This is a genomic window from Croceicoccus hydrothermalis (assembly GCF_022378335.1).
Taxonomy (GTDB): domain Bacteria; phylum Pseudomonadota; class Alphaproteobacteria; order Sphingomonadales; family Sphingomonadaceae; genus Croceicoccus; species Croceicoccus hydrothermalis.
In genome coordinates, this window is sequence record NZ_JAIQCI010000032.1 from 1 (window position 1) to 12179 (window position 12179).

Sequence of the window (12179 nt, forward strand, 5' to 3'; positions counted from 1 at the left end):
CCAAACGCAACGCCGCCGCAAAGCGCATCATCACAAAATAGGGCGTGTAGCTATCGCGCCGCGGTCCTCACCGGATGGATACATAGCGCCGACGCGAAGAAGGCGAGATCGTCCGACAGATCCACGTCCATCTGGGCATAGACCTGGTACCGGTTTTCCTCCTCCACCAGATTGGCGAAGGGGACGTAATTGTAACGGCACACCGGAAGCACGGCGGTGCCGGTGGGGAACCCCCCCTCGATCCCGCCGAGCGCGGAGCACGCATTCAGCAATTGCCCATCGACGCCAAGGCCCAGGTTCTGTCCCGCGACGCCCTGGCCGATCGGGCCGAGTTTCGGGATATAGGTCGCCGGGTTGGACAGGAAGGAATAGCCCGTCGGGTTGACGGCATAGGGCACCTGCGTGAAATCGCGTTCGGTGGTGGCGAGTTCGCTGCGGTGCTGCCACCCGGCGCCGATCATGATGTTGGCGGCGCCGAAATCGAACCCGGCCAGCGCGCTCAGCCGGTAATTACCGTCCGATCCGTCGATGAACTGATAATCGGCGTCGAGTTCGAGTCCCGTGAAATTGCGTTTCGTCACGAAGTTCGCGACGCCCGCGATCGCATCCGAGCCATAGGTCGATGCCGCGCCATCCTTCAATATTTCGATCTGCGAAAGCGCGAACAGCGGGACGAGATTGGTATCCGACAGCCCTTCGCCCGGTTGCGGCGCGAATCGGCGCCCGTTGAACAGGACCAGCGTGCGTTCCGGCCCCAGGCTGCGCAGGTTGATCGAGCCGACGCCCTGCGACTGTCCGGCGGCATACTGGTTCGTATCGCCCAGCACCGGACCGACAGATGGCAGCGTCTTGATGAATTCGAGCGGGCTGTCGATGCCGCGCGTCTCCAGCTCCTCCGCACCGAACACGTCGACGGGAAGGGGGCCGTCCTCGACCTGTCCGCGGATATAGCTGCCGGTGACGACAATGGTGGTCTGCGGCTCGAACGTCGTATCGGCGGGGTCGGGCGCGGGGGCCGGATCAATGACCGAGGGATCGGCATCCTGTGCGATGGCCGTTGCCGTCATCATCGTGCTGATCGAAACGCCCAGCATCGCGGAAATCAGAATCCGTTTCTTCGCCTTCATGATCGTCCTTCCCATTGTCCGCCGGTTCGACCGGTCGTGATCTTGTGCCGAAACGACTGCGTCACAGGGGATTGGCGAGGGACGGGGCCAAGCCGCCGCCATCTTGCGTATTCCACCATACCGCGAACATCATTTCGTGCCATCAGCGTACTCCAACTCGCCGCGGCTGCCAACCGGTTTATCAAAGATCGGGTATGGCCGTTTTGGCCCTGCATCCGTTTCTAAAATACCAAGCACCGCTTGTGTTTGAATAATGGGTGTTACATTATGGACATATCGAAAACGGACCTTTCGGCCATACCCTGGCTTTAGACCGGTAGGGGTAGGCGGTGCGATCTGGGGGCGGACGACTTGGATCTTATCGAGATATTGCGCGTGTCGCGTGGCGAAGACGGGGTCGTCACCGGCCGACCGGGGCAAAGCCTTGCCCCGCGCGTCTTTGGCGGACATATCGTGGCGCAGGCGATGCTGGCCGCCGCGATGTCGGACGGCGGGCAGCCGACCCGCGATGGGCGAGCGATCCATTCGGTCCATGCGCATTTTCTGCGTGCGGGGGATCTTGGCGAGCCCATCACCTATGCGGTGAGCAATCTGTCCACCGGGCGCAGCTTTGCCACGCGGCAGGTGACGGCGCGGCAGTCATCGGGTGCGATCTTCACCGCGATCGTGTCGTTCCACGCGGCCGAGCATGGCCCGGCGCACGCCGCCCCGCCGCGCGCGCATGCCGGGCTCGAGCAGGCACGGCGCCGCCTCTCCGCCTGGATCGCGGGGGATACGGGCGATGCGGCACGCTGGGTCTCCCGCCTGACGGAGAGGCCGATCGAACTCGTCCCGCTCGACCCGGACGCCACGTTCGGCAATGTCCGCGCGGCACCGCGCGGCGGATGGTGGATGCGCCTGCGCAAGCGCGGCGATCATTCCCCGGTCATGCAGCGCGCACTGCTCGCCTACGCATCGGATCTGATGTTCCTGCGTACCGCATTGCTGCCGCATGGCGTGCGTGCGGGCAGCGGGGCGTTCCAGTTGGCGAGCCTCGACCACACAATCTGGTTCCATGACACGCCCGATATGAACGACTGGCTCGTGTTCCTCACCGACAGCCCGTGGGCAGGCCATGCGCGCGGATTGAACCAGGGGCATATCTTCGACGCATCCGGGCGCATGATCGCCACCGTGATGCAGGAAAGCCTGATGCGTCCGCGCGGGCCTAACGATGCGCGAATGGCTGAGGAAAGCACACGATGACCCATGTCCTCTACGGCCTGCCGCACTCGCTCTATTCGGGCAAGGCGCGCTCCTATCTGCGCAAGAACGGCATTCCCTTTGTCGAGCGCAGCCCCGCCGACGCGCGGTTCCGCAACGACATCGTGCCGAAAATCGGGCGCGTCATCATCCCGGTGCTTGAAACCGCCGATGGCAAGGTGATTCAGGATACGGCCGACATCATCGACCATTTCGAATCGGCGGGGGTCCGGCATTCGGCCTCGCCCCCCGGTCCCCGGCAAAGGGCGGTCGCGCATCTCGTCGATCTCTACGCCGTGGTGACGCTGGTGCGGCATGCGATGCATTACAGGTGGAGCTATCTCGGTTCGCAGCGTCGCTTTCTCACCCATGCGTTTGCCGGTGATACACAGGTGATGGCACGCATGCAGTCCTACCTCCCGATGCTGGGCGTGACAGAGGCGACGATCACGGAAATCGAACGAAGCCTTGCCGATCTGCTGCGCAGTCTGGACAGGCATTTTGCGCAGCATCCGTATCTCCTTGGCGGGCAGGCGTCGCAGGGCGATTACGGGCTTCTGGGTCCGATGTTCGCGCATCTGGGGCGCGATCCGGTGCCGCTCGCCATCATGCAGAATACCGCGCCAAACGTCTTCCGCTGGACCGAGCGCATGAATGCGCCGGGGCCGGACATGGCGGAATTCGGCGATTATCCGGCGGGCTTCGCGGCGGATGACGCGGTGCCGGACACACTGCTCCCGCTGCTCGACCTGATTGCGCAGGAAATGGTGGGCGAGCTGATCGACAAGGCCGCCGCGCTCGCCGACCATGTCGCGGCGCACGATCCTGCCGAAGGGGCGCCCGTCGCGGATCGGCCGCACCACCGCACGATTGCCGCCGTTGCGACCCGTTTCCGCGGCGTCCCGTTCGAGGCCGGGTTGCAGCCGTATCAGTTCCTGGTGTGGCAATGGCTTGCCGATGAAGGCGCCACCGACGATGCGGTGCGGGCGCTGTTCGCGGAGCATGGCCTGCTGCCGCTGCTCGACACACCTCGCGCGGCGCGGGTGGAACGGCGCGGCAATATCGAGGTGTGGGGCCGGATCGGCTGAACCTGCCCCACACTCGCGTCAAAGCGCGACGTTGATGATCTTCGCCTGCGTATATTCGTTGAGCCCTTCCTCGCCAAGCTCGGTGCCGAGGCCCGATTCCTTGGCGCCGCGGAACGGCACCTTGGGATTGAGCGCGAGATGCTGATTCACCCAGACCGTGCCCGATTCCACGCGTTCGGCAATGCTGGCCGCACGTTCGACATCGCCGCCCCACACCGACCCGCCCAACCCGAAACGCGTATCGTTTGACCTGGCGAGCACGTCCTCGATATCGGCATAGCGCAGCACGGGGAGCACCGGGCCAAACTGTTCCTCCTGCACGATGCGGGCATCGTCGCCGACATCGCGGATGACGGTAGGCTGGATGAAATATCCCTCGCGTTCGATCGCGGCGCCGCCGGCAATCACCGTGCCTTCGTCGCGGCTTTCGTCGAGCAGTCGTTTCAGCTTCTCGAACTGCGCCTTGTTCTGCACCGGGCCCATCTGTGTGCCCTGTTTCGTGCCGTCGTCGACCACCGCCGCATTCGCAAGCCGGGCCAGCTCGTCGCAGAACGCATCGTAGATCGCATCGGCGACATAGGCGCGCTTGATCGCGATGCACACCTGTCCCGCATTCGCCATCGCGCCCTGAAACACCTTGCGCGCGGTGGCAACCGGGTCCGCATCGTCGAGCACGATCGCCGCATCGTTCCCGCCCAGCTCCAGCGTCACCCGCTTGATCGAGGCGGCGGCGGCCTCCATCACCTTGCGCCCCGTGGCGGTGGAGCCGGTAAAGGCGATCTTGTCCACGTCCGGATGCGCCGTCAGCGCCGCGCCCAGATCATTGTCGTCGCAGATGACATTCACGACGCCCGCCGGCAGCACACCGGCGCAAACCTCCGCGAATTTGAGCGCGGTGAGCGGCGTCGTCGGCGCAGGCTTCAGCACCACCGTATTGCCCGTAACGAGCGCCGGCCCGATCTTGTTCGCGAGCATCATCACCGGGAAATTCCACGGGCAGATCGCGGCCACAACGCCCAACGGCCTGCGGATCTCGGAAATGCGGGCCTTGCCGTCATCCTTGAGGATGCGCGGCTGCGTCCGCATTCCGGCAAACGCCTTTAGCGTAAACGCCGCGCCCATGATCTCCATCCCTGCCTGTTCCAGCGGCTTGCCCTGCTCGTTCGTGAGCAGGCGGGAAAATTCGCCGGCCTGCTCCTGCATCGCATCGGCAATCCGCATCAGCATCGCGGCGCGGTCGTCCTGCGACAGGGCGGACCATGCAGGAAAGGCGGATCGCGCCGCCGCGACCGCCTCGTCGAGCTGCGCCTCGTCCGCGACCGGGCACCGGGCGAATGCCTGCCCCGTCGCGGGGTTGATCACGTCGATGCTGCGCGCACCCTCGACGAACTTTCCGCCGATATAGAGTTTGAAATCGTCCATTCCGGTTCCCCCTGTCGTCAATCGAACGTGATGACCGATCGCGCAATGGCGCCGGTTTCCATCTCCTCGAAGGCGGAATCGATGTCGGAAAGCCCGATCCGGCGGGAGATCAGCTCGTCCAGCTTCAGCTTCCCCTGCATGTAGAAATCGACGAGCCGCGGAATATCGACCGGGAACACGTTCGACCCCATGTTGGAGCCGCGAATCACCTTCTCCTGCAGGAATTCATAGCCGTTGAGCGTCACCTTCTGTCCCACCGGGATCATGCCGATGATCGTCGCCGTGCCCGCGCGGCGCAGCATCCTGAACGCATCCTCCGCCGTTGCCGACAGGCCGATGGCTTCCAGCGCGTGGTCCACGCCGCCATTCGTCAGGTCGCGGATCCTTTTCACCGTGTCGCCATCGGACGCATCGACGAAATCGGTCGCGCCGAATGCGCGGGCCATGCTTTCCTTCGCGGCGACGCGATCGACCGCGATGACGCGCCCCGCGCCCGCCAGCGCGGCGGCATTGATGGTGGAAAGGCCGATCCCGCCGCAGCCGATGACGGCCACCGTTTCGCCCGGCCGCACCTTTGCCGTGTGCACGACCGAACCATAGCCCGTCACCACCGCACACCCGATGAGCGCGGCGCGGTCGAGCGGCATGTCGGGCCGGATCGCGACGCAGGCGTTTTCATGGATCAGCATCTGTTCCGCAAAGGCCGACAGGTTGAAGAATTGCGCCAGGCTTTCCCCGCCTTTCGCGATGCGCGGTTCCTCGCCCTTGCCGCGCACGACATCGGGTTCCTCGCACAGCGAAAGATGCCCGGTCACGCAATATTCGCAATGCCCGCAAAAGGCGGAGAGACAGGTCACGACATGGTCGCCGGGTTTTACCGTCCGCACCTCGGACCCGATCTGTTCGACCACGCCGGCGCTTTCATGGCCGAGCACGGTGGGGAGTTTCGTCGGGTAATGCCCTTTCAGGAAATGCAGGTCCGAATGGCACACGCCCGTCGCATGGGTGCGGATGAGCACCTCGTGCGGGCCGGGTTTGGCAATGGCGACATCCTCGATTTCGAGCGGGGCGCCCACGGCGCGCATGACGGCTGCTTTCATGATCTTCTCCCTTTGCATTGATTCGTAAAATAAAGATTCCGGAACGCTTGCCAAGCGCCAAAATCCGTGAGATTTTGTATTTATCGAAAAACGCGTATGTTAAGCCGCAACCAAAAAGGGCGGGGAGGCAAAAAGGGCGGGGAGGAATGCCTTGGATTTTGAACTGAGTGACCGGCAGCGCGAATTTCGCGACCGGGTGCGGGATTTCATCGAGAGCGAGATTCGCCCGCGCAATGCCGACTATCGTGCGCAGCATGACGAAGGCGATCCGTGGAAGACGATCCCCGTGATCGAGGAGTTGAAGCCCAAGGCGCGCGCCGCCGGGCTGTGGAACCTGTTCATGCCGCCGCGCGCGGGCCGTGCCCATGTCGACGACAGCTTCACCTTCGAAGGGGAGCAGCTGACCAATCTCGAATATGCGCTGTGTGCAGAAGAGATGGGGCGGCTGCCCTGGTCGTCGGAGGTGTTCAACTGCTCCGCCCCCGACACGGGCAACATGGAAGTGTTGCTGCGCTATGGCACGCGGGAGCAGAAGGACCGCTGGCTTGGCCCGCTGATGAATGGCGAGATCCGCTCCGCCTTCCTGATGACCGAACCGCAGGTGGCGTCGTCGGATGCGACGAACATCCATGCCTCCATCATTCGCGATGGCGACGAATATGTCATCAACGGGCGCAAGTGGTGGTCCTCGGGCGTGGGCGATCCGCGGTGTGATCTCGCCATCGTCATTGGCAAGTCCGACCCCGACGGGTCGCGTCACGGCAGCCAGTCGATGATCCTGATGCCGATGGGTGCCAAGGGTGTGACCATCGAACGCATGCTGTCGGTCTATGGCTACGACCATGCGCCGCACGGCCATGGCGAGGTTGTCCTTAACGATGTGCGGGTGCCGGCGTCCAACATGCTGCTGGGCGAAGGACGCGGGTTCGAGATCGCGCAGGGTCGGCTCGGCCCCGGTCGCATCCACCATTGCATGCGCACGATCGGCGCGGCGGAGGTCGCGCTGGAGGCGATGTGCCGCAGGCTGACCCACCGGGTCGCGTTCGGCAAGCGCATCGCCGAACATTCGGTATGGGAGGAACGCGTCGCGCGCGCCCGCATCGATATCGAGATGAGCCGGCTGCTCTGTCTCAAGGCTGCCGACATGATGGACAAGGCGGGCAACAAGGCGGCCCGGAACGAGATCGCAATGATCAAGGTGCAGGCCCCGTCGATGGCGCTGTCGATCATCGACGACGCGGTGCAGGCGCATGGCGGCGCAGGGGTGAGCGGCGATTTCCCGCTCGCGGCCATGTGGGCGAACATCCGCACGCTGCGCTTTGCCGACGGGCCGGACGAGGTGCACGCCCGCGCGATCGCCCGCGCCGAATTCGGCCAATACGCCGACATGAAGAAAAAACCGCAGCCCTAAGCGCGAAGGGAGAGCAAGAGCCATGATTCGCGAAGCCGCCATCGTCGCCACCGCACGCACGCCGATCGGGCGCGCGCATCGCGGTGCGTTCAACGATACCAATCCGGACATTCTGGCCGCGCACGTCATGAAAGCGGCGGTCGAACGTGCGGGCATCGATCCCGCCCGCCTCGATGACGTGTTCTACGGCACCGGCAATCAATACGGGCCGCAATTCTACAATATCGGGCGGATGAGCATTTTCACCGCCGGCCTTCCGCAAAGCGTGCCTGCCTTCACGCTCGACCGCAAATGCGGGAGCGGGTTGACCACCGTGGCGTTGGCCGCGCGCTCGATCATAGCGAACGATGCCGATGTGATCCTGGCGGGCGGGGGCGAGTCGATATCCTCCACGATGAAGCCCGGGCTGGTCGATCCGTCATGGCGTTCGCAAACCGTGCGCAATGCCGAGCCTGCCGCCTATATGGCGATGATCGAGACGGCCGAGATCGTCGCCGAACGTTATGGCATCGACCGCGAGGCGCAGGACCGTTTCGCCGCCACGAGCCAGCAACGCGCCGCCGCCGCCGTCCAGGCGGGGCGATTCGCGCAGGAAATCGTGCCCATGACGGCGACGAAGGTGATCCGTGCAAAGGACGGCACCGTCACCGGGCACGAGGATGTCACGCTGACCCATGACGAGGGAATCCGCGCCGATACCACGGTCGAGGCGCTGGCGGCGCTCAAACCCGTGTGGAAGGGCGGCGAGACCATTGCGGAGGGGCGCCACGTCACCGCCGGCAATGCAAGCCAGCTGTCCGACGGGGCCAGCGCGCAGATTGTCATGGACCGCGCCACCGCCGAGGCCGAGGGCAAGGAGATACTCGGCATCTTCCGCGGGTTTCAGGCGGCGGGTTGCGGGCCGGAGGAAATGGGCATCGGCCCGGTCTTTGCCATTCCGCGCCTGCTCGAACGTGCCGGGCTGTCGGTGGACGACATCGGCCTTTGGGAGATCAACGAGGCTTTCGCATCGCAGGCGCTCTATTGCCGGGACAGGCTCGGCATCGATCCCGAACGGCTCAACGTCGACGGGGGCGCGATCGCCATCGGTCACCCCTTCGGCATGACGGGGAGCAGGCTCGTCGGCCATGCGCTCATCGAAGGGCGGCGGCGCGGCGTGCGCCATGTCGTCGTGTCGATGTGCGTGGCGGGCGGCATGGGCGCCGCCGCACTTTTCGAAATCATCTAAAGCCAAATGGGATATCCGCGATGGATCTGAACTTTACCCCCGAAGACGAAGCCTTCCGCGAGGAGGTTCGCGCATTCCTGAAGGAAAAACTGCCCGCGCGGCTGTCCGACAAGGTGCGCACCGGCAAGCATCTGACGAAGCAGGACATGGAGGAATGGCACGCCATCCTCAACGAACGCGGCTGGCTCGCGCCGCATTGGCCGGAACAATACGGCGGCACGGGGTGGAGCGTGACGCAGCGTTTCATCTTCGAGGTGGAAACGGCGATGGCGCATTCGCCGCGCGTCGTGCCCTTCGGCCTGTCGATGCTGGCCCCGGTGCTCATCAAATATGGCAGCGAGGCGCAAAAGCAGCATTGGTTGCCGCGCATTCTCGACGGAACCGACTGGTGGTGCCAGGGTTATAGCGAGCCGGGCGCCGGTTCCGACCTTGCCAGCCTCAAGACGCAGGCCGTTCGCGAGGGCGATCACTATATCGTCAACGGGCAGAAGACCTGGACCACGCTGGGGCAGTTTGCGGACCATATCTTCTGCCTCGTGCGGACCGACAATTCGGGCAAGAAGCAGGAGGGCATCTCCTTCCTCCTCATCGACATGGCGACGCCGGGGATCGAAGTGCGCCCGATCCGCCTGCTCGACGGGGATGCGGAGGTGAACGAGGTGTTCTTCACCGATGTGAAGGTGCCGGCGGAAAATCTCGTGGGCGAGGAGAACAAGGGCTGGACCTATGCGAAATATCTGCTGACCTACGAACGCACCAATATCGCGGGCGTGGGCATGAGCATGGCCGCCTTCGAACAGTTGAAGGCGGTGGCACAGTGCCAGACCCGCAATGGCAAGCCGCTTGCCGAAAACCCGATGTTCGCCGCGCGCATGGCAAAGCTGGAAATCGACCTTGAAAACATGAAGACGACGAACCTGCGCGTCCTTTACGAGGCGGGGCAGGGCAAGGCGCCGATGGCCGAAAGCTCCATGCTGAAAATCCGGGGGACCGAGATCCGGCAGGAGATTTCCGACCTCATGCGCCGCGCCGCCGGGCGTTATGCGCAGCCCTTCATCGGCGAGGCGCTGGAGGAAGGTTTCAACGGCGAACCGGTCGGTCCCGATTTTGCCGCACCCGTGTCCGCGCAATATTTCAACTATCGCAAGCTATCGATCTTCGGCGGCTCCAACGAGGTGCAGCGCGAGATCATCAGCAAATCTATTCTGGAGCTTTGAGCCATGGATTTTTCCCTTGGGCAGGACCGGCAGATGCTGGTCGATTCGCTCGGCCGATATCTGTCGGCGAATTTCGATTTCTCGACCCGCGAAAAGGCGCTCGTCTCGGCGGAGGGGTTTTCCCGTGACATGTGGGCGGGTCTCGCCGAGCTGGGCGTGATCGGTGCATTGTTCACCGAGGATGCCGGCGGTTACGGCGGCGATGCGTTCGACATCGGCGCGGTATTCGGCGAAATCGGCCGGGCCATCGCATTGGGCCCGTTTCTCGGCACGTTGATGGCGGGCCGCATATTGCAGGCCGCGGGCGAAACCGATGTGATCGAATCGCTGATTTCGGGCCAGACGATCGTGACCTTCGCGCACGAACCCGCGATCGATGGCAATGGCGTCATGGCCGATCCGGCGCGCGCGACCCGCGCGGGCGACGGCTGGACCGTGTCCGGCGCGAAGGGGGTCGTGCCCTATCTCGCCGGGGCGGATGTCATCCTGGTCACGGCGCAGGGCGAGGGCGGTGCGTCGACCTTTCTCGTCGAGAAGGGCGCCGACGGCGTGACGGCCACCGACTACCCCCTCGTCGATGGCGGATCGGCGGGCGAGCTTACCATGAAGGACGCGCCCGCACGCCTGATCGGCCAGGCGGGACAGGCGCAGGACGCCATCGACGATGCCATTGCCGCAGGGCTGGTCGCGCTGTCGTGGGAGGCAGTCGCGGTCATGGACGTGCTGCGCGCCAGCACGCTTGACTACATGAAGACGCGCAAGCAGTTCGGTATCCCCATCGGCAAGTTTCAGGCGCTGCAGCACCGCATGGCGACCGTCGCGCTGGAGATTGAGCAGGCGCGTTCGGCCGCCATCAATGCCGCCGCCATGCTGAACGAAGAGCCGGTAAAGCGCGACCGCGCCGCATCGGCCGCGAAATACACGGTCGGCAAGACCGGCGTGCTCGCGGCGGAGGAGGCGCTGCAGCTGCATGGCGGGATCGGCATGACATGGGAACTGCCGCTCTCGCACTATGCAAAACGCATGATCATGATCGGCAGCGAGCTCGGCGGAGAGGACGAGCATCTGGAACGCTTCATCGCACTGGGCCAGAAAGCGGCCTGACATAACGACGAGGGGGGCCGACTGCGTCCCCTTCGCAATTATCCCTCATCGGCCATGCTGCGCTCCTGACGCCGCAGCATGGCCATTTTACCTGCCTATCGCGTCAATAACCCGAGAGCCGCGCGAGCCGGTCGGCGTGGTAGTCCGCATCGCCGAACATTTCGGCCAGCACGCGCTGCCTTTTCATGTAGAAGCCGACGTCATATTCGTCCGTCATGCCGATGCCGCCATGCATCTGCACCGCTTCCTGCACCGCGAGCGCCGCGCTGTTGCCGGCCATGGCCTTGGCGACATGGACATGGCGCTCCGCCTCCGGATCGTTTTCGTCGAGCGCCTGCTGCGCCTTAAGCACGGCGGCGCGCGCCACCTCCATCTCGCAATACAGATGCGCGGCACGGTGTTGGAGCGCCTGGAAACTGCCGATGATCTGCCCGAACTGCTTGCGTTCGCGCAGATAGGCGGTCGTCATGTCGGCGGCGCCGCTTGCCACGCCGACAAGCTCCGCCGCCGCGCCCGTGCGCACGGCATTCAGCACGCGGTCGAGCACGTCGGCCCCGCGCCCCACCTCGCCCACGACCGCATCGCCATCGACCTCGACGCCGTCGAGCGCGACGCGCGCCGCGATGCTCGCATCGGCAAGCCGATCGGCATCCGCCGTCACGCCATCGGCATCGCGCGGTACGGCGAACAGCGTGATCCCGTCCCGATCCCCGTCCGCGCCCGAACTTCGCGCCGTGATGAGCAGCAGGTCCGCGACATGGCCATGCACGACGAATTGCTTGGCCCCGTCGAGCCGAAAGCCATTGCCGCTCTTCGTCGCGGTCGTGGCCACGCGGTGCGGGCGGTGGCGCGCGCCTTCGTCAAAGGCGAGTGCCGCCACGCTTTCGCCCGCGACGATTCCCGGCATCCAGCGTTGGCGGATATGGTCGCCCGCCACGTTCAACGCCGTCACCGCGCCGACGGCGGTCGAAAGAAAAGGCGAGGGCGTAAGATTGCGGCCGATTTCCTCCAGCACGATCCCCGCCTCGACATGGCCGAGGCCCAGCCCGCCATCGACCTCACCCGCCAATATGCCGGTAAAGCCCATTTCGGCGAATTTCCGCCAGACATCGGGTGAAAATCCTTGGGGATCGCCTGCATCGCGCAAGGCCCGCATGTGCGATACCGGTGCCGTCTCGGCGATGAAGGGGCGCGCGCTATCGGCGAGCATGTCCTGATCTTCGTTCCAGTACATCGGCAT

At 64.6% G+C, this 12179-nt stretch carries 10 protein-coding genes; 6 read left to right on the top strand and 4 right to left on the bottom strand.

What is annotated here, in order from left to right; genetic code table 11:
- Nucleotides 1–50: 50 nt before the first annotated feature.
- The gene (locus K4G67_RS14610; protein ID WP_239807062.1) at nucleotides 51–1127 is read right to left on the bottom strand and encodes a TonB-dependent receptor plug domain-containing protein; all 1077 of its coding nucleotides are present in this window, start codon (nucleotides 1125–1127) and stop codon (nucleotides 51–53) included.
- A gap of 351 nt (nucleotides 1128–1478) precedes the next feature.
- Here K4G67_RS14610 and K4G67_RS14615 point away from each other — a divergent pair, with 351 nt between their 5' ends.
- Nucleotides 1479–2372 (top strand): acyl-CoA thioesterase, encoded by an 894-nt coding sequence (locus K4G67_RS14615; protein WP_239807063.1) that lies wholly within the window; start codon nucleotides 1479–1481, stop codon nucleotides 2370–2372.
- The gene (locus K4G67_RS14620) at nucleotides 2369–3457 is read left to right on the top strand and encodes a glutathione S-transferase family protein (RefSeq protein WP_239807064.1); all 1089 of its coding nucleotides are present in this window, start codon (nucleotides 2369–2371) and stop codon (nucleotides 3455–3457) included. The genes K4G67_RS14615 and K4G67_RS14620 overlap by 4 nt, the downstream gene beginning before the upstream one ends.
- Nucleotides 3458–3475: 18 nt before the next feature.
- Here K4G67_RS14620 and K4G67_RS14625 read toward each other — a convergent pair whose 3' ends face one another.
- The gene (locus K4G67_RS14625) at nucleotides 3476–4879 is read right to left on the bottom strand and encodes an aldehyde dehydrogenase family protein (protein ID WP_239807065.1); all 1404 of its coding nucleotides are present in this window, start codon (nucleotides 4877–4879) and stop codon (nucleotides 3476–3478) included.
- 17 nt (nucleotides 4880–4896) lie between these two features.
- On the bottom strand, nucleotides 4897–5979 hold the full coding sequence (locus tag K4G67_RS14630; protein WP_239807066.1) for a Zn-dependent alcohol dehydrogenase: 1083 nt from the start codon (nucleotides 5977–5979) through the stop codon (nucleotides 4897–4899).
- A 151-nt stretch (nucleotides 5980–6130) separates the two neighbouring features.
- Here K4G67_RS14630 and K4G67_RS14635 point away from each other — a divergent pair, with 151 nt between their 5' ends.
- Genes K4G67_RS14635 through K4G67_RS14650 form a run of 4 tightly spaced genes read left to right on the top strand, consistent with a single transcriptional unit; the run spans nucleotide 6131 to nucleotide 10939 of the window.
- Nucleotides 6131–7390, top strand: a complete 1260-nt coding sequence (locus K4G67_RS14635) for an acyl-CoA dehydrogenase family protein (RefSeq protein ID WP_239807067.1) — start codon at nucleotides 6131–6133, stop codon at nucleotides 7388–7390.
- A gap of 25 nt (nucleotides 7391–7415) precedes the next feature.
- A complete protein-coding gene (locus tag K4G67_RS14640; protein WP_239807111.1) occupies nucleotides 7416–8618 on the top strand; it encodes a thiolase family protein in 1203 nt (400 codons plus the stop codon).
- A 20-nt stretch (nucleotides 8619–8638) separates the two neighbouring features.
- Nucleotides 8639–9835, top strand: coding sequence for an acyl-CoA dehydrogenase family protein (locus K4G67_RS14645; RefSeq protein WP_239807068.1), 1197 nt, complete (start codon nucleotides 8639–8641; stop codon nucleotides 9833–9835).
- A 3-nt stretch (nucleotides 9836–9838) separates the two neighbouring features.
- On the top strand, nucleotides 9839–10939 hold the full coding sequence (locus K4G67_RS14650; RefSeq protein ID WP_239807069.1) for an acyl-CoA dehydrogenase family protein: 1101 nt from the start codon (nucleotides 9839–9841) through the stop codon (nucleotides 10937–10939).
- A 103-nt stretch (nucleotides 10940–11042) separates the two neighbouring features.
- On the opposite strand, the gene K4G67_RS14655 is transcribed toward K4G67_RS14650, so the two are convergent.
- Entirely contained in the window at nucleotides 11043–12179 is a 1137-nt protein-coding gene (locus K4G67_RS14655) for an acyl-CoA dehydrogenase family protein (RefSeq protein WP_239807070.1), read from the bottom strand.

Excerpts from the sequence above, each read along its gene's own strand:
- K4G67_RS14630 (WP_239807066.1), bottom strand. The coding sequence starts at position 5,979 with ATGAAAGCAGCCGTCATGCGCGCCGTGGGCGCCCCGCTCGAAATCGAG.
- K4G67_RS14655 (WP_239807070.1), bottom strand. The coding sequence starts at position 12,179 with ATGCCGATGTACTGGAACGAAGATCAGGACATGCTCGCCGATAGCGCG.
- K4G67_RS14625 (WP_239807065.1), bottom strand. The coding sequence starts at position 4,879 with ATGGACGATTTCAAACTCTATATCGGCGGAAAGTTCGTCGAGGGTGCG.
- K4G67_RS14650 (WP_239807069.1), top strand. The coding sequence starts at position 9,839 with ATGGATTTTTCCCTTGGGCAGGACCGGCAGATGCTGGTCGATTCGCTC.
- K4G67_RS14610 (WP_239807062.1), bottom strand. The coding sequence starts at position 1,127 with ATGAAGGCGAAGAAACGGATTCTGATTTCCGCGATGCTGGGCGTTTCG.
- K4G67_RS14620 (WP_239807064.1), top strand. The coding sequence starts at position 2,369 with ATGACCCATGTCCTCTACGGCCTGCCGCACTCGCTCTATTCGGGCAAG.
- K4G67_RS14645 (WP_239807068.1), top strand. The coding sequence starts at position 8,639 with ATGGATCTGAACTTTACCCCCGAAGACGAAGCCTTCCGCGAGGAGGTT.